Annotated in this window: 10 protein-coding genes; 2 read left to right on the plus strand and 8 right to left on the minus strand. The window is 66.1% G+C overall.

Annotated features, from left to right (window positions below; all coding sequences use genetic code 11):
- Positions 1 to 24 precede the first annotated feature (24 nt).
- Positions 25 to 798: a peroxide stress protein YaaA gene (gene yaaA, locus VX159_RS07015; RefSeq protein WP_371325258.1), complete on the plus strand. Its 774-nt coding sequence runs from the start codon at positions 25 to 27 to the stop codon at positions 796 to 798.
- 113 nt (positions 799 to 911) lie between these two features.
- Here the strand turns inward: yaaA and VX159_RS07020 are convergent, their stop codons facing one another.
- Complete coding sequence (locus tag VX159_RS07020) at positions 912 to 1991, minus strand: RNA methyltransferase (protein ID WP_371325259.1); 1080 nt, start codon at positions 1989 to 1991, stop codon at positions 912 to 914.
- A gap of 270 nt (positions 1992 to 2261) precedes the next feature.
- On the opposite strand from VX159_RS07020, the gene VX159_RS07025 reads away from it, so the two are divergent.
- On the plus strand, positions 2262 to 4415 hold the full coding sequence (locus VX159_RS07025) for a methyl-accepting chemotaxis protein (RefSeq protein WP_371325260.1): 2154 nt from the start codon (positions 2262 to 2264) through the stop codon (positions 4413 to 4415).
- A gap of 69 nt (positions 4416 to 4484) precedes the next feature.
- On the opposite strand, the gene VX159_RS07030 is transcribed toward VX159_RS07025, so the two are convergent.
- The 7 genes from VX159_RS07030 to VX159_RS07060 all read right to left on the minus strand — a co-directional run bounded on the left by VX159_RS07030 (position 4485) and on the right by VX159_RS07060 (position 17129).
- Entirely contained in the window at positions 4485 to 5999 is a 1515-nt protein-coding gene (locus tag VX159_RS07030) for a diguanylate cyclase (protein WP_371325261.1), read from the minus strand.
- 79 nt (positions 6000 to 6078) lie between these two features.
- Positions 6079 to 6429 carry a DUF2149 domain-containing protein gene (locus VX159_RS07035; RefSeq protein WP_371325262.1) on the minus strand — a complete coding sequence of 117 codons (351 nt, stop codon included), beginning with the start codon at positions 6427 to 6429 and terminating at the stop codon, positions 6079 to 6081.
- Complete coding sequence (locus VX159_RS07040) at positions 6426 to 6905, minus strand: MotA/TolQ/ExbB proton channel family protein (RefSeq protein WP_371325263.1); 480 nt, start codon at positions 6903 to 6905, stop codon at positions 6426 to 6428. The genes VX159_RS07035 and VX159_RS07040 overlap by 4 nt, the downstream gene beginning before the upstream one ends.
- An 80-nt stretch (positions 6906 to 6985) precedes the next feature.
- On the minus strand, positions 6986 to 9121 hold the full coding sequence (locus VX159_RS07045) for a TonB-dependent receptor plug domain-containing protein (RefSeq protein ID WP_371325264.1): 2136 nt from the start codon (positions 9119 to 9121) through the stop codon (positions 6986 to 6988).
- Positions 9118 to 13119, minus strand: coding sequence for a cobaltochelatase subunit CobN (gene cobN, locus VX159_RS07050; protein ID WP_371325265.1), 4002 nt, complete (start codon positions 13117 to 13119; stop codon positions 9118 to 9120). Before cobN ends, VX159_RS07045 begins: the two co-directional genes overlap by 4 nt.
- Positions 13120 to 13212: 93 nt before the next feature.
- Positions 13213 to 15135 (minus strand): TonB-dependent receptor plug domain-containing protein, encoded by a 1923-nt coding sequence (locus VX159_RS07055; protein WP_371325266.1) that lies wholly within the window; start codon positions 15133 to 15135, stop codon positions 13213 to 13215.
- A 179-nt stretch (positions 15136 to 15314) separates the two neighbouring features.
- Positions 15315 to 17129 (minus strand): DEAD/DEAH box helicase, encoded by a 1815-nt coding sequence (locus VX159_RS07060; RefSeq protein ID WP_371325267.1) that lies wholly within the window; start codon positions 17127 to 17129, stop codon positions 15315 to 15317.
- Between the last annotated feature and the right edge of the window lie 184 nt (positions 17130 to 17313).

Below are 17313 nucleotides of genomic sequence, written 5' to 3' on the forward strand. Positions count from 1 at the left end.
AATAGCACCATTGCATCGACTGCCATGCTGATCCTGCTCTCTCCCGCCAAGGCTCTTGACTACCAAACCCCGGCGCATGTCGACCGCCACACCCAGCCGGTCTTTCTTGAGCATGCGGCGACCCTGATCCGCCAGTTGCGCGGCCTGTCGCCGGCCGACATCGCCGGCTTGATGGACCTGTCCGATCAACTGGCCTTGCTCAATTACCACCGCTACCAGGACTGGTCGCTGCCGTTTACGCCGCAGAACGCCAAGCCGGCGGTGCTGGCCTTCGATGGCGACGTCTACGACGGCCTGGCGGCAAAAACCCTGAGCGCCGCCGACCTCGATTTCGCGCAGCAGCAGGTGCGCATCCTCTCCGGTCTCTACGGCCTGCTCAAGCCGCTCGACCTGATGCAGCCCTATCGCCTGGAAATGGGCACCAAGTTCAGGAACGAGGCCGGCAAGGACCTGTATGCTTTCTGGGGCCAGACCCTGGTCGAGGCGATCAATGCCGAACTGGCTGAAATGCCGCGTCCCTGCGTGATCAATCTGGCCTCCGAGGAATATTTCAAGGCCGCCGTCGGCAAGAAGATCGCGGCGCCGGTGATCCAGCCGGTGTTCGAGGATTGGAAGGGTGGCAAATACAAGATCATCAGTTTCTACGCCAAGCGCGCGCGCGGGCTGATGACCCGGCACGCAATCCTCAATCGTGTGCACGACCCGGAGGCGCTGAAGGCGTTTGCCAGCGAGGGGTATGCCTTTGCCGCCGAGGCCTCCGACGAGCGGACCTGGGTTTTCCGCCGCCGTCAGGAGTAGTTCGCGGATCGCCGCGCCGGCGGTACCGAAAAATGCCGCTGTTTACGGTCGACCGTGAACACCGGCATTTTTCATCTCCCCGTGTGCCTCGGAGGGCGCTGTCGGGGGGGCTTTCAACTGGATGAATTCAGGCCGGCCCCTGATCCCTCAGGAGACTGGGCAGCTTCTTGTCGGGCGCGGGCGGCGGCATGGCGGTCGATCTTGACCCGCGCTCGCAGCTGGCCGCAGCCGCCATCGATGTCCTGGCCGGCGGAGTTGCGCAGTTTGGTCAGGATGCGCCGCTCGTGCAGCCAGCGGGCGATGGCGCGGGCCTTTTCCGGGGCCGGGCGGCGGTAGGGCAGGGCGTCGACGCTGTTGTACGGGATCATGTTCATCAGTGCGTACTTGCCGGAGAGCAGGCGGACGATCCCTGCCAGCTCTTCCTCGCTGTCATTGACCCCGTCGATCAGCGTCCATTGGTACTGGATCGGGTAGCCGGTGGCGCGGGCGTAGGCTTCGCCGGCGGCGACCAGCTCTTCCGGCGTCATTCGTGGGGCGCGCGGCAGCAGTTCGGCGCGCAGGTCGGCGCGGGTGGTATGCAGCGACAGCGCCAGCGCCGGCTTGACCGGCCCCTGGCCCAAGCGCTCGAAGACACGCGGATCGCCGACGGTCGAGAAAACCAGGTTCTTGTGGCCGATGCCGCCGAGGGTGCCGAGGAAGTCGATCGCCTCAAGCACGTTGTCGAGGTTGTGCGCCGGCTCGCCCATACCCATGAACACCACTTTCTTGACTGGCCGCCGGCGCCGCGCCAGGACGACCTGGGCGACGATCTCGGCGCTGCCGACCTGGCGCAGCAAGCCATCCTTGCCGGTCATGCAGAAAACGCAGCCGACCGCGCAGCCGACCTGGGTCGAGACGCAGACGCCGTCGCGCGGCAGGAGCACGCTTTCGACCGTCTGGCCATCGGCCAGGCCGACCAGCAGCCGGGCCGAGCCGTCTTCGCCGGGGTGTTCGGAGACGACCCGGGCGAGGCCTTCGAGCTGGGCATTGATTTCGGGCAGGGCGCCGCGCAGGCTCAGCGGCAGGAAGTTCTCGCTGGCGCTGTGGCGGTTGTCGAGCGAGCGGACCTGGCACCAGGCGCGCAGCACGCGCTCTTCGTGGCAGGTCTGGGCGCCGTGCTGGCGCAGGAGGTCGCGGAGGGTATCGAGTTGCATCGGGGGCGAATGATACGGGAGGGGGGCGGGAGCGTCGAGTTGAGGGAGTGGAGCACGCTTATGGTGCGTCATTCGCCTGTTTGTGGTGCATTGGCGGGGCGAGAGGTGTTTGGGTTGCTCGAACTTGGTGCTTGATTCCTATTGACTAGTCATTTTGTATTGGTCTAAACGCTTGATTTACAGCCTGCCTGGTCTTGGCTATCTGGCAAGGCAGGGAGGCGGGTATGGATATTGCACTGCAGCACAGGTCTGCGTTTGGGAGCAAATCCGATGTTGAAAAGTGTGAACATGCCGCTGTCGGCCCAGGAAAAGGGCTGGTTGCCCTGGCTCGGACGTACCGGGGCGCTGGCGATGCGCTGGGCAACTTTCTGGAACCGCCATCGCTACCCGGCGATTGAACAGACTTTTGATGCCTTTGCCGAAACCCGCGTGCGCATCCTGAACAACTGGTGCAGCCAGCAATGGTCGTCGCTCGATGGTCTGGCGCGCGAACTGGCCGGCCGCTGGCCGACGGCCAGCGATCCGGCGGCACTGGCGCTGTTGCAGCAATGCCAGCGGCGCTCCGGCGATTTTTCCGAGATTTTCCTGGTTGACCGTAGTGGCGTCGTTTTGGCCTCGACCCAGAGCGGTCGGGTCGGCCTGTCGTTGCCGGTGCGGGCGGCGGTCGATGCCGGCTGGCGCGCTCCCTTCCTGCACGGTCCTTACCGCGATCCGGTGACGGCGGCCTTGCCGCCGTCGAGTTCGCGCTTTCACGATGCGGTGACGCTGATGTTCATGCAGCCCCTGCTGGTGAGGGGCGAAACGGTGGCGCTGGTTTGCGGCCGGGTGCCCAACGATGTCCTGGGCGACCTGATCCAGCGCGAGGCCGGACACATCTTTCACGAGTCGGGCGACAACTACCTGTTCATGGTCCGCTCGCAGTTCGATCCGACCCTGCGGCCGGGCACTGCCTTGTCGCGCTCGCGCTTCGAGGACCGCACTTTCACTGGCGGCGACAACCTCAAGGACGGCGTGCGCACCCCTTTTGGCACGGTGCAGGTACGCGAACACACCGAGCTCGAACTGGTCTTCAACGATCCATCGACCGGACAATTGCATCCTGGTGTGCGCGAGACCATCCGCAACGGCCAAAACCTTTTCGTCACCTATCCCGGCTATTCCGATTACCGGCATGTGCCGGTAATCGGCAAGGGCGTCACCTTCCAGCTGCCGGGTTCGCCCGATACCTGGGGGATGATGTGCGAGGCCGATCTGGAGGAGGTTTATCGCTACCGCGGTCTGCCCTACCGGATTCTCCGCCTGTATCTGCTGTTGGCACTGGCCAGCTGGCTGGGGGCGGCGGCGCTCGGCGATGTGCTGGGGCATGGCGGTGCGCTGGTCGCGGCGGTTGGCGCCGGCCTCCAATTGCTGGGCGGCGCGGTGCTTTACCTGCGCGGCGTGGCGCCGGTCAGCGGCCGGATGCGGGAAGCAACGCGGATGCTGCGCGGCAGCGCCGAAGGCGGCGGCAACCTGTCGCAGCGCTTGCCCCGGGCCAGCGGGGATAGCGACGAAACCACGGTGATGGCGCAGTGGACCAACAGCTTTATCGATAATCTGGAGCAGATCATCCGGGTGGTGGTCCGCACCACCGGAGAAATCGGCGACAGCAACCGCAGTTTGCAGGAACGCAGCACGCGGGCGCTGGAAGTGGCCGACGAAATGCAGCAGGCGACGGCCGCGATTCTTGACGCGGTGCGCGGCCAGCTGGGCGAAATCGATGCGGCCAGCGCCAACACCGAAACCATGCGCGAGGTGGTGCGCCGGGTCAGCCACGAAGCCGCCGGTCAGTTTGCGCTGATCGATAGCAGCAGCCAGCGCATCCGCGAATCGGTACGGCTTTCGTCGGCAACCATCCGCCAGCTTGAGCAGCGGACGCTGGATATTGGTCGTATCGTGACCCTGATCAAGGAAATCGCCGAGCAGACCAACCTGCTGGCGCTCAACGCCGCGATCGAAGCGGCGCGCGCTGGCGAGGCCGGGCGCGGCTTTGCGGTGGTTGCCGACGAAGTGCGCAAGCTGGCCGAGCGGACCAGCACCGCTACCCGCGACATCGGCAGCATGATCGAAGGGGTACAGGTTCAGGCCGAGGAGGCGGTGCGGACGATGGACAGCGGCATGAGCGAAATGGAGCAGGGGCTGCGCCTGGCGACCGAGGCGGCGTCCGACAAGCGCGAGATCGAGGAGGTGGTCGAGCGGTTGTTCGTGACCATCGGCCAGATTGCCAGTTCGACACACTCCTATGGCGAACGGGTCGAAGGCATTGCCGGCAAGGTTGATGCGGTGCGCGAAGCGATTGCGGCTGCAACCCGCAGTGCCGAAACCACCGGCTTCGCCACCGGCAAGCTGGAGCAGACGATGGGGCAGTTCAAGGTATCAGCAGCCTGAGGCAGCCTGGCGGTAGCAGAAAACACTCCTGCGCACGGTCGACCGTGCGCAGGGATGAAAAATCCCGATTCAGGCTGGCTGCTGGCCGCAAACCCGGTTGCGTCCGCCGTCTTTGGCGCGGTACAGCGCCTTGTCCGCCTGCGACAGCAGTTCTTCGTGGTTGCGCTCCCCTCCGGAGAGCGTGGCAACCCCGACCGAGGTGCTGACCCGCAGCTTGGTTCCAGTGAGCGGCAGGCTCAGACCGGCAACGCTGGCGCGCAGTTTTTCGCCAACTTCAAGCGCGCCGGCAAGACCGGTTTCCGGCAGGATCACCGCGAACTCCTCACCGCCAATCCGGGCCAGCAGGTCTTCGCTGCGCAATTGTGCCTGGCAGGCCGTACCCACTGCACGCAGTACGGCATCGCCCACGGCATGACCGTGACTGTCGTTGATCGATTTGAAATAGTCGAGGTCGAACATCAGTACTGACAGCGGACGTTCGTGGCGCTGGCTGCGCTGGAATTCAGCGGCCAGCATCTGCATGAAACAGGCACGGTTTTTCAGGCCGGTGAGATCGTCGGTGGTGGCGCGGCGGCGCAATTCGTCGAGGATCGCGTAGTGCCCGAGGACCAGGCTGCTCAGGTCGGCCAGCGACTCGACCAGCGCAATGTCGCTGGCCGCCGGCACGGTCGGCTGGCAGTGGTAAACCGCAAAGACACCAAGCAACTGGCCGTCGGCATCCTTGACCGGCTGCGACCAGCAACTGTGCAGCCCGTGCGATAGCGGAATGTCGCGGAAACTGGCCCAGTAAGCGTGGCTGCCGATGTCTTCGACGATGACCATCTGGCCGCTGTGCGCCGCCGAGCCGCAGGAACCGACGCCAGGGGCGACCGGGACTCGCTTGAGCAGGGCGGTGTAGGCTTCCGGCAGGCTGGGGGCGGCAACCACGCCAATACTCTGGCCATCCGGATTGGGGCACATGATGCTGCACAGCATCTGCGGATGCTCGGCTTCTATCCCGAGAATCAGCTGGGTCAGCACTTCCGGTAACGGAGCGTGGCGGGCTGCCATTTTCAGGATGCGGTTCTGGAATTTCAGCTTGCGTCCGGCACTCTCCAGTTGTGTCAGCGTGTCAAGCCGTTGCAATTCGGCCTCCAGGCGCAGCGAGAGCAGTCGCAACTGCTCCGCAAGTGCCGCAGAGAGGCCGCCGGCCGCCTTGAAAAACAGTCCGAGGTGGCCGATGCAGCGACCCTCGCCGTCAAAGAAGGGGAAGCCGAAAAAGCTTTCGCAAGCGCTGTCGCGGGCCAGCAGAAAGCGCTCAGCAACCCCCTGCTCAATGGCTATGCTGCGTCCGCCATAGACCAGTTCGCAGGGGCTGCCGGCGAGGTCGAAGGTGTCGAGCCAGCCGGTCCGGCTGCAGGCCAGGACCTCGACGCGGGTCGGCGGGGCATCGAGGGCACGGGCCACAAAAACGGTCTGGGCCTGCAGCAGTGCAGCCAGCTGGTCTACCACCGCTGCCAGAAAGCGTTCGCCGACCTCGTGCACGGTATCCCGCAGGATACGGGCGAAGGCTTGTTCCGGCAGGTGACGGGCAGGGATCGGCATGCACAGGGTTCGCTAGGAAACAACTGCCTATTTTACGCCGCCGACTGCTGTTTAGGGGAGATGGAGCCGACAGGGGCGGTTAGTTGACTCCAGATTGCGCGGCGAGAGGTGCATCGCCTTCCGGGACATAGATCATCGAGCCGTCCTTCATTCGGTAGGCGACCCCGGCTTTTTCGCCGTCGCCACTGCCGATGCTGCCGTTGGCCTTGTATTTCTCGATCTTTTCGCCTTTCTTGATCGTCACTTCCATGTTCGGCTTGCCGGGGTCGGTAATCACCGTCACGTCCTGCTTGTTGAAGGGGTTGATCAGCGGATTCTGGGCCACGGTGATCAGCAGCGCGGCGATGATCACCAGGAAGATGTCGATCAGGTTGACCACCGACAGGATCGGGTCTTCGGTTTCCGGTTCGTGCAGCAGTTTCAGGCTCATGCGGCGCTCCGTTGCAGTTCGATCGCGACCAGTTCTTCCGCCAGCCAGCGGCGGCGGACATTGACCACCCAGTAGGTGATCGACGCCGCGATCAGCGCCAGGATGACCGCCGAGAAGGCAATCGTCAGGTTGTTCGAGACTTCGGCCAGGTTGCCGTCGGACAGCGACTTGAGTGCCGGTCCCATCGGGATCATCGTCGCCACCAGCCCGAGCATCGGCGTGACCCGGCTGGCGATGCGCGGGTTCTCCAGCACCTTGTGCGCCAGGACGTCGAGTTCATCCACGGTCAACGCCGAATTGCGGCGAAATTCGGCGAGCAGCGGCTGGCCCTTGCCTTGGCGGCGATACCAGGCGAGCAGCAGGAATTCGCCGAGCACCCAGAAGGCGTAGAGAAACAGCGCGGCGATCAGGATCAGCGTCGGTAGCAGGAAGAGCTGCGAGAGCTGGTACATCGAGAGTTCAACGAAATGCGACATGGCGTCTCCTCGGGAAAAGAAAAAAATGAACGGGAAGCGGGGAAAAAATGGGGGAATAACGGAGGAAGAATCGGCTGGACTCACCACTTGCCTTCGAGCGACAGGAAAAAGCCGCGCTGGCCGCGTTCGCGCCCGCTCAGCGACCAGTCGTCGCCGCCCTGCCAGGCACGCGCCAGGCGGCGGGTGTCGGCGGCCAGCACGTTCTGCGCTTCGAAGCGCAGGTTGAGCTGCGGCGTCAGGCGGTGAGTGAGATAAAGATCGAGCAGGCGGCGCGCCTTCTGTTCGCTCGCGCTCTCGCCGGGGATCGCGCTGCGGGTCGCGCCGTAGAGGTTGAACTGGAAACCGGCGCTGGCCTGCCACCACGGCAGCGCCTGGTCGATGCCCAGGCTCCATTGGTAGCGCGGCAGGTCGCGGGCGTCGCGGACGATGCCCAGACGTTGGTCGGCGACGCGGGCCTGGGGGAGCGTCAGATAGCTGCGCAAGGCGGCGCCTTTCCAGCCGAAGGCCTCGCCCTTGAGCTTGGCGTCGAGCTCCAGGCCCCAGTGCCGGGCTGTGCCTTCGTTATAGGGGCGGTCGACCCAGCGCGTGCCTTCGAGCGTGCTCCGGCGTTCGATGAAATCCTCGGTACGGCGAAGGTAGACATTGGCGCCGAGGGTGCCGGCGCCGTTCGGCAGATGCCGGTCGAGCGCCAGTTCCCAGTTCAGGTTGCGCTCGGCCCGCAGTTCGGGATTGCCGCCACGGTCGGCTTCGAGCGGGCTGTTGTTGCCGCCGCCGCGCACGGTCAACGGGGAAATTTCTTCCAGTTTCGGAGTTTTCAGGCCGGCGCCGAGCGATGAGCGCAGGATCAGGTCGGGCGTCAGTTCGAAACGTCCGGCCAGGGACGGCGCCAGTTGCCCGGCGCGGCGCTCGCGTTCGCCGACGGCGAGGCTCAGGTGCTCGCCGCGCACCCCGTAGGTCAGCGTCAGCGCCGGCGCCAGCGGCTGTTCGTGCTGCGCCCAGGCGGTCCATTGGCGGGCCTCGGCCTGGTATGTGCCGTGGCCGGCAAAAATGCCGCTGGCCTGCTGGCGTTCCTCGCGTCGATGCCAGCTCTGTTCCAGCCCGAACGAGAGCAGGCCGCTGCCGGCCGGGCGGTCAAGGCGCAGCGCCGAGGCGAATTCGCGCTCGTCGCGGTCGATCGCCTCGCGGCCGTGGCTGGCGTTGCCGGCGGCGTCGAGCCAGCGGCGCTCGGTGTCCTGTTCGCGCCGCGCGGCCATCGCCGCGACCCGCCCGGACAGCTTGCCGAGTGCGCTTTTCTGTTCGCCTTCGAGGCGCAGCCGGGCGATGGTCAGCTGGCTTTCCTCGCGTTCGCGGCGGCTGCCGTCGGCGCGCAGTTCGCCGGCCGTACCGTCGCTGGGGGTTGTCGCGGCGCTGCGGCTGAAGGCGCCGTGCCGTTCGCCGCGGTTGTGGTACAGGCTGGGCCACAGCGACAGGCTGCCGTCGCCGCCGCGCCAGGTCAGGCGGGGCGAAACAATCAATTCGTCGAGCCGGTAGGGGCTGCTTTCGCGTTCCTCCTGGTACGCAGCCGGGCCGGCCACGGTCGACTGCCGGCGCCGGGTGTTTTTCTCCAGCGGCATCGCGTGGTGGTTCAGCGTCAGCGGCAGAATCCACGAAAAGCCGGCGCTGCCGCCGCCCTGGCTGAGCGTGAATTGCCCGTTGGCGGACTCGCCGCGGCTGCCGAGCGCGGCTTTCAGGGCCGTGCTGCCTTGCGGCCGGGCCTTGCGCATGACCAGGTTGACCGTGACCGGGGCGCTGCCGCCGTGTTCGGCCGAGGCGCCACGCAGGATTTCGACCCGCTCCAGTTCGCCCGCCGGCAGGCGGCCGACCGTGGTCAGCGCGTAGCGGGCGTTGGCGCTCGGACGTTCGCCGTCGACCAGGAACTGCACCGCGTCGCGCCCCATGCCGCGCGCGTTGGCGCTCGGGCCGCCGTCGCCGCCGTGGGCGCCGGCCTCGATCCCGGGCAGCTTGCGGATCACCTCATTCACGGTCAACCCGCCCAAAGCCTCGATTTCCTGGCGGTCGATCACGGTTTTCTGGGTCACCGCCGCCTGCCTTTCGGCCTCCGCCTCGCTGCTGGCGGTTACCGTCACCGCTTCGAGCACGGTCGGCTCCGCCGCCAGGCCGGGGGCCGCGCAGGCGCTGGCGAGAAGCGCCGCGAGCGCTGACCGGCGGGGCTTCATGCGGCCCTCCGCTGGCGGCGGACGGTGGTCAGGGCACCGCCCAGCGTTGCCAGGAGCAGCAGGCCGCCGCCGGCCAGCGCCAGGGGCGGCGGTTCGGGCAGGCGCTCGACGACTTTTTCCAGCTTGATCCCGCTGATCTGCGGTGCCGGCGCTGCGGCCGGCGGCGGGACCAGGTCGGCGGCGCGCTGCGGCCGGGCCGGCGCCGGGGCCGGCAGCGGCGCGACCAGGCCGAAGCCGGCGGCAGCGAATTGCTCGAAGGCGGCGTTGTCGCTCTTCACGTCATGGCGCCGGGCCAGCTCGCGGTAGCGCTGCTTGAGTTCGGCGACGGTTTGCGCATCGGCCTGCCAGTAGCCGTGACGGGCCATTTCCAGCATCTTCTCGATGCTTTGCGCCAGCGCGTGCGGGTTGTTCTTCTCGAACCAGTCCTTCAAGCCGAGCCGGTGCTTGTCGCGGACGTAGACCTCGACGAACTCCTGCCACTGGTCGTCGCGGACGATTTCGCGCGAAACGGTGGTCCAGCCGGTGAAGTTATTGATCCCGTCGAGCACTTGCAAGGTGCCGGCGTAGCCTTCGGCCATCAGGCCCTGGATGTAGCCGGGGTGGAAGTTCCGGGTGGCCAGTTCCTTGGCCAGGAACTGGTCGGCGCCTTCGATCTTGCCGCCGCTTTTGCCGCCGGTACCGTCGCCGCCGCTGTTGCGCAGGTTGGCGATGTACAGTTCGGGCGCCTTGCCGTCGAGCGCGCGCACTGCGGCGCCGATGCCGCCGAGGTACTGGAAGGGATCGTCGGTGGTCAGCATGCCGTAGAGGTTCGAGCTGCGCGACAGGATCGCGCCTTCGGTGCCCTTCAGGTGTTCGGCGTAGAGGTTGATGGCGGCAGCCGCGCCATTGCCGGCCGCGTCGGCGCCGGCAATCCCCTTGCTGCCCCAGGTCGCTTCGTCGCTGCCGTAGGCGTGCTGCATCCGCGACAGGTAAAGATTGGCCAGCTTCTTATCGGCTTCGCCCTTGCTTTTCCAGGTATCGGTGGCGAGCGCGGCGTCGTCGAGCCCGGTGCCGTAGCGGCCGGATTCGTTGGAGAAGATGCGGGTTTCGGCGGCCCGTTGCGCGGCTTTTTCCGGTACGCCCTGCTTGACCAGGCGGGCGGCGAGGGCGCGGCTGTTGGCGAAGACCGGGTTGTCGGCTTCGTCGGCGCGGGCCGCCAGCTCGACCGCCTTGGCCAGTTGCTTGATCGCGTTCGGGAAATGGTCGCGATAGAGACCGGTGGCCGAGAGCACGACGTCGATGCGCGGCCGCTTGAGTTGTTCGCGCGGCACCAGCTTGACGTCGACGACCCGGCCGCCGGCGTCCCATACCGGTTCGACGCCCAGCGTCCACAGCGCCTGGGCTTCGAGGATGCCCTGGTGGCGCATGGTTTCGACCGACCACAGCGAGAAGGCGAGCTTCTGCGGCGGCCGGCCGGCTTTCGCGGTGTGCGCCGCGATCAAGGCCTCGGCTGCTTCCTTGCCGGCTTCCCAGGCGGCTTTGGTCGGCACCCGCGAAGGATCGAAGCCGTACAGGTTGCGGCCGGTCGGCAGCGCGTCCGGGTTCTTGATCGGGTCGCCGCCGTAGGAGGTCGGGCGGTGCTGGCCGGACAGCGCGGCAAGCAGGCCGGCGATCTCGCCTTCGGCACCGAGCTCGGCGTACCAGCGGCGGCCTTGTTCGAGTTTTTCGGCGAGTGCCTTGTCGCCTGGCGGCGGCGTCTTCCCGGCGAGCGCCTCGCTGAGCATGCGGAAGGGCGGAGTGTTGGTCAGCTTGGTGTAGTCGCCGACGAAGATTTCGTCGAGATCGTCTTCCTTGACCCCCATGATCCGCGCCGCGGTTTCGTGGAAGCCCTTGCCCAGCATCAGCAGCACGGTGCCGAGCCGGTGCTTGTCCTGCGGCGCCGTGCCGAAGCTGTGCAGGCCGAGCGGTTGTGCGGTCTGCGCCAGTTCGTGCAGGTGGTTGTGCAACTCGTCGATGAAGGTGCGGAAGTCCCGGTCGATGCGGGCTTCGCTCCAGCCCATGTCCTTGTCGATGCGTTCCTTTTTGACCCGCTTTTTCAGGTCGACCGCAATTTTTTCCTTCACCGCGCCGTCGTCCTGCGCCAGCCACTGATGTAGCAGGTCGTGGATCTGGGTCAGCGCGTCGTGTAGCCCGGCCGGAGCGAAGGGCGGCGTCTGGTGGCTGACGATCACCGCCCGGCCGCGCCGCTTGGCCTGCAGGGCTTCGCCGATGTTATCGACGATGTAGGGGTAGATCACCGGCACGTCGCCGACCGCGAGCAGCGGGTAGTCGGTCACCGGCAGGCCGCGTTCCTTGCCCGGCAGCCATTCCTGCGAGCCGTGGGTGCCGTAGTGCACCAGCGCGTCGGCCTTGAACTGCTCGCGCAGCCACAGGTAGTGGGCTAGGTAGAAGTGCGAAGGGGCAGCCTTCGACGAGTGATAGAGGGCTTTTTCCTTTTCTTCCCAGCGTTCGCCGCGCGGCGCTTGCGGGCTGAAGACGAGTTTGCCGACGGCCAGACGCGGGATCACGAAAAAGGCTTCGCCACGGTCGACCAGCACCATCGCCGATTTTTCCGGCGCACCCCAGCGCGCGTGGATTTCGTCCTGGATTGCCTGCGGCTGGCGCTGCAGCCAGGCTGTGTAGGTGGCGACCGGGAATTTTTCGGCCAGGCCGTCGCGGAGCAGGGCGGCGAGTTGGCCATCGCGGTAGAAGGGCGCGAGCAGGCGTTGCAGGGTGCCGATCAGGGTCATTTCGCTTTCGCCACGGGTATCGTAGCCGGCGGCTTGCAGCGCCTTGAGCGTGGCTTCGAAGCTCTTCGGCACGTTCATGAACGAGGCCGAGAGATTTTTTTCGCCCGGCGGGTAGTTCCAGAACAGCACCGCAACCTTCTTCTCGCCGTTGGGCAGGCGTTGCAGGCGGATCAGCCGCAGCGCTTTGTTGACCACCGCAGCGGCCTGCGCGGGCAGCACCGTGGTCTCGCCGCTGGCCTTGTCCACGGTGTGGGCGACGATGGCGTCGACGATCCCGGCGTATTCGCCCTGGGCCAGGTAGAAAGGCACGTCGGTCAGCGGCACGCCTTGCGGGTCGGCACGCCAGGCGGCCTCGTCGCCCTTGCGGTAGCTCAAGGCGTGGACCACCGGAATGCCGAGTGCGGCCAGTTCCTTGCGCCGGCCTTCGGGGTCAAGCACGATCTGGGTGTTGATCACCGCGTCGGCGACGACCCGGTCGCCGACGGTCAGCATCTTTTGATGGGTGCCGAGGACGCTGGCGTAGTAGGGCAGGGCGATGGCGCCGGCGGCTTCGATGCGGGCGACCAGATCGTCGATGAAGCCGGTCTGCTCGGCGCCGATATAAATCTGGTGCATGGCGATGGCGACGGTCGGCGGCCGTTGGTCGGGAGCGATGCCGCGCCACTTGAAATACTCGGCGGGGTTGGCGAAAACCCGTTGCGGCGCGCGCGGATGGTAGATCGCCTCGTCCGGAAAGACGAAGGGCGGGGCCACCGCCGGCAGCGGCCGGCCGTGCAGGTGGGCGGCGAGCAGCGCAAAAAAGGCGTCGTAGTTCTGTCGCCCGCCGTTCAGGTAGTAGGCGTGCAGCGTGGCGGCAAGGGCCGGCGGCAGGCCGCTGGCGGTGGGGCCGCTGTCCTTGATCCAGAGTTGCGGCATTTTGAGCTGGCCGAGGGCGGCGCCGAGTTTGTTGCGGACTGCTTCCTGCATGTGGCTGCGGGCCGCGTCGAACACCACCAGCCGGCGCTGGTCGAGTATTTTGCCCGCTGTTTCGCCGCCCAGCCGCTCGGCAAAGTGCGTTTCCACGGTCAACCCGTATTTGGCGCCGATTTCGCCGAGCACCTTGAATTTGCCCGGCGGCACCGGCGCGGTGGCGATGAACAGGATCGAGGCCGGCGCGGTGGCGGCAGCCGGTGTGGCGTGGCCGAGCAGCAGCGCGGTCAGGAACAGGAGCAGGGAGCGGAAGCGGGGCATGGGCGGAACATCGGCAGGAAGATGAAAACCGGCCGTAGCCGGCGTTGACCGTGGCGCCAGACGGCGGCCGGGGCCGCCGCCTGGCGTGCGGACTCAGAAGTCGCTACGCAGCGTGACGAAGAGGTTGCGCCCCATCTCGGCGTAGCCGAAGTTGGGCGACTTCTCGGCGAGACGGACGTCGGTCAGGTTGTTGATTCCGGCGCGCAGGCTCAGCTGCTTGCCGATCTTCTTGCCGACGCTGGCGTTCCAGACGGCGTAAGCCGGCAGCCGGACGCCGGTCGAGTCGAGCTGGCGACCGTAGTATTCGACCGCGCCGCGGGTGCTCCAGCCATCGGCCAGGCGCCAGTCGAGCTGCGAAGCCAGCGTCAGTTCGGGACGATTGGCCAAGTCCCGGCCGCTGCTGCTGTCCTTGGCGTTGAGCGCGGTGAGGTTGGCGCTCCATTGCAATGCCGGGCTGATTTCCCAGCTGAAGCCGGTTTCCAGGCCGCTGATCCGGGCCTTGTCGACGTTGTCGTAGAGATAGGTGCGGCGGATGCCGGAGACGCTGAGCAGCTTGTAGGTGATCAGGTCTTCGACGCGCGAGTGGAACAGCGTTGCGCGCAGGTTGAGCGGGCCGCGCTTCCAGTCGGCACCGATTTCCAGCGAATCGGCGCTTTCGGGCTTGATCCGGGCGTTGCCGAGGAAGGTGTGGGGGCCTTCGGCGCCGACATAGCTGGGAGAAATCTGCTTCAGCGTCGGCGCCTTGAAGGCGTGGCCGTAGCCGCCCTTGATCACCAGTTCCGGGCTGGCTTCCCAGACCAGGTAGGCACGCGGGCTGGTTTCGTTGCCGAAGATTTCGTGGTGGTCGTTGCGGATGCCGGCGGTCAGCATCAGGTTCTTGCCGAGCGCGATTTCGTCCTGGATGAACAGCGCCTTGTGCGTCGCATCGTCCTTGCCGCCGATCAGGCCGCTGTTTTTCAGCGTTTCGGTCCGCTGCTCGCCGCCGACGGTCAGGATGTGGCTGCCCAGCTTGAGCGCCGCGAAGCCATCGACGACCTGGTCGCGCATGTTCTGCGGCCGGGTTGCCGCGACGCCGTTGCTGCGCCGGTTGGTGATGTCGATTTCGCTGTCGTAGACGCGTGCCTGCGCCCGCCAGTTGCCGAACTCGCCCTTCCAGGTCAGGCTGCGCTGGCTGCGGTCGATGTCGTACAGATTCTGATAGGCGACGTTGCCGCTGACGTCGTCGTAGCGCCGGGTTTCGTTGCCGCCGTTCCATTGCAGGTCGAGGCTCTGGTTTTCGCTCAGGCGAATGCTGCTGCCCAGACCGTAGCTTTGCTGCCGGCGGCCTTCGAGTTCCGAGTAGCGGCGGTCTTCCTTTTTCGCGACCGGGTCGCGTTCCTGGGTTTCGGCATTGACCCGCAGCACCACTCGCTCGCCCAGCGGGCCGGCGGCAAACAGCGAGGCCTGGTGGCCGTCGCCGCCTTTGCCGTCGCTCAGGGTGCTGCCCGACAGTTGCAGCGAGCCGATCCAGCGGTCCTTGGGCTGGCGGGTAATCAGGTTGACCACGCCGCCCAGCGCCTCCGAGCCGTAGAGCGTGGACATCGGCCCGCGGATGATTTCGACCCGTTCGATCGCCGATACCGGCAGCCAGCCGTACTGGTAGTCCGAATGCCCGACGATGTCGTCGGACGGGGAGATCCGCCGGCCGTCGACCAGGGTCAGCGTATGTTTGCCTTCCAGGCCGCGCAGTGCCAGGGTCTTGCGGCCGCCGACCTGGCGCGGGGTGAGCGTCACGCCGGGGGTGCCGCGGACGACGTCGAGCAGGTCGGCGGCGTTGCGCTCCTCGATCTGTTCGCGGCTGATCACGGTGACCGAGGCCGGCGCGGTGCGCGTATCGTGTTCGGACATCGTGGCGGTGACCACGGTGTCCTTCAGTTGCTTGTCGCCGGCCTGGGCGGAGTGAATGAAGACGCCGAGCAGCGCCAGCGGGATCGCGCGCAGCACGAAACGAGGGGAAAAGCAGGTCGAGCAATGCATGGGAACCTCCAAAGCGAGTTGGTCTCGTCTGGCTGGCTACCGGGCGTCGGCTGGGTGGCTGGCTTGGTCTAATTGAGAATCGTTATTATTCCATCTTGGGTATCGAATGGGAAGGGTGGAAATGAAAAAAGCCACGAAAACGTGGCTTTTGTCGCTGATTTTGATCTGAATCAGGTGAGTTACTGGTCGTTGCCCGGCTTTTTGCGGAACTTGCGTTCGCCGTCGCCGCGCGGAGCGAAACCGCCGCCGGGGCGACCTTCGTCGATGCGCAGGTTGATCGGCACGCCGCGGATGCGGGTGCGCTTCAGGGCGTTGGCGGCTTCATGCGGCATGCCGGCCGGCAGTTCGACAGTGCTCGATTCCTCGTAGAGACCGATGCGGCCGATGAAGCGGCTTTCGATGCCGGCTTCGTTGGCGATCGCGCCGACGATGTCGCGCACTTCGACGCCATGTTCCCGACCCACGTCAATCCGGTAGCGGACCATATCGCCGGCCGGTGCCGGACGGGCCGGGCGGTCTTCGCGCCGCGGACGTTCGCCCCGGTCTTCGAAACGCGGACGTTCGCCGTCGCGTTCGAAGCGCGGCTTGCGCTCGCCGCGGTCGCCGAAGCTGGCCGGACGGCGGTCGTTGCTGCGGTCGTTGCGGTCGAAGGCGCGCGGCGGCGGGGGGTCTTCGCCGGCGACCTGCAGCGGCTTGCCTTCCTGCGCCATCATCGCCAGTGCCGCAGCGACTTCCTCGGCCCCGACGTTATGTTCTTCGCAAATCTGGGCGACGATGTTGCTGAAGAAGTCGAGACCTTCCGCATTCATCACTTCGGCAATCTTTTCCTTGAAGGCAGTAACCCGTTTGTTGGTGACGTCGGCGCGCGACGGCAGGGTCAGCGGAGCGATCGGCTGGCGGGTGGCGCGCTCGATGGTGCGCAGCATGCGGATTTCGCGCGGCGCGACGAACAGGATCGCGTTGCCGTTGCGGCCGGCACGGCCGGTGCGGCCGATACGGTGCACGTAGGCTTCGGTGTCGTAGGGAATGTCGTAGTTCACGACGTGGCTGACACGCGGCACGTCGATGCCACGGGCGGCGACGTCGGTGGCGATGACGATGTCGAGAGCGCCGGACTTCAGCTGCTCGATCACGCGCTCGCGCATCTGTTGGTTGAGGTCGCCATTCAGCGCAGCGGCGGCATAGCCACGGGCGTTGAGCTTGTCGGCGAGTTCGACGGTGGCGGTTTTGGTACGGACGAAGATGATCGCTGCGTCGAAATCGTCCTCGACTTCGAGAATGCGGGTCAGCGCGTCGAGCTTGTGCATGCCGGAGACCTGCCAGTAAACCTGGCGGATCGCGGCGACGGTGGTGGTGGCAGCCTTGATCTTGATTTCGCGCGGTTCGACCAGGTATTTCTGGGCCACGCGGCGAATTTGTTCCGGCATGGTCGCCGAGAACAGCGCGGTCTGGTGCTCGTCAGGGGTGTGTTCGAGAATCCACTCGACATCGTCGATGAAGCCCATGCGCAGCATTTCGTCGGCTTCGTCGAGGACCAGGGTCTTCAGGCTGTCGAGGTTGAGCGTCTTGCGCTCAAGGTGATCCATGACCCGGCCCGGCGTACCGACGATGACGTGGGCGCCGCGTGCCAGCTGCTTCAACTGGATGGTGTAGCTCTGGCCGCCGTAGATCGGCAGCACGTGGAAGCCGGGCAGGTTCTTGGCATAGCTCTGGAGGGCTTCGGCGACCTGGATCGCGAGTTCGCGGGTCGGGGTCAGGATCAGTGCCTGCGGTTTGTTGACCTTGATGTCGATGGTTTCCATCAGCGGCAGCGCGAAGGCGGCGGTCTTGCCGGTGCCGGTCTGCGCCATGCCGAGGATGTCGTGACCGTCAAGCAGGATGGGGATGCATTGTGCCTGGATCGGCGAGGGAGTTTCGTAACCGATTTCGGAGAGGGTTTTCAGCAGCGATTCGCTGAGGCCGAGATCGGCAAAGCTTTCGACGGGAGTCGTCATCTGTGTTTCCTTTCAGCACGACGACGACCACGGCCCGCTTCGATGAAGGGCGGTGGTCGGTGCGCACAAGGCCCGCTCAAGCGGGCGTCCTGGGTGACCCCGACGCAGCCATGCCGGGGAGCGAATAATCATTACTTCAATGGGTAAATGCGGGTAGAACCTGCTCAAAAACCTGTGATACCGG

The sequence above is a fragment of the Dechloromonas sp. ZY10 genome (genome assembly GCF_041378895.1).
In the GTDB taxonomy this organism is placed as follows: domain Bacteria; phylum Pseudomonadota; class Gammaproteobacteria; order Burkholderiales; family Rhodocyclaceae; genus Azonexus; species Azonexus aquae.

Coding starts and splice junctions, on each gene's coding strand:
- VX159_RS07035 (WP_371325262.1), bottom strand. CDS start 6,429: ATGAGCCTGAAACTGCTGCACGAACCGGAAACCGAAGACCCGATCCTG.
- VX159_RS07020 (WP_371325259.1), bottom strand. CDS start 1,991: ATGCAACTCGATACCCTCCGCGACCTCCTGCGCCAGCACGGCGCCCAG.
- VX159_RS07030 (WP_371325261.1), bottom strand. CDS start 5,999: ATGCCGATCCCTGCCCGTCACCTGCCGGAACAAGCCTTCGCCCGTATC.
- VX159_RS07055 (WP_371325266.1), bottom strand. CDS start 15,135: ATGCATTGCTCGACCTGCTTTTCCCCTCGTTTCGTGCTGCGCGCGATC.
- VX159_RS07045 (WP_371325264.1), bottom strand. CDS start 9,121: ATGAAGCCCCGCCGGTCAGCGCTCGCGGCGCTTCTCGCCAGCGCCTGC.
- cobN (WP_371325265.1), bottom strand. CDS start 13,119: ATGCCCCGCTTCCGCTCCCTGCTCCTGTTCCTGACCGCGCTGCTGCTC.
- yaaA (WP_371325258.1), top strand. CDS start 25: ATGCTGATCCTGCTCTCTCCCGCCAAGGCTCTTGACTACCAAACCCCG.
- VX159_RS07060 (WP_371325267.1), bottom strand. CDS start 17,129: ATGACGACTCCCGTCGAAAGCTTTGCCGATCTCGGCCTCAGCGAATCG.
- VX159_RS07040 (WP_371325263.1), bottom strand. CDS start 6,905: ATGTCGCATTTCGTTGAACTCTCGATGTACCAGCTCTCGCAGCTCTTC.
- VX159_RS07025 (WP_371325260.1), top strand. CDS start 2,262: ATGTTGAAAAGTGTGAACATGCCGCTGTCGGCCCAGGAAAAGGGCTGG.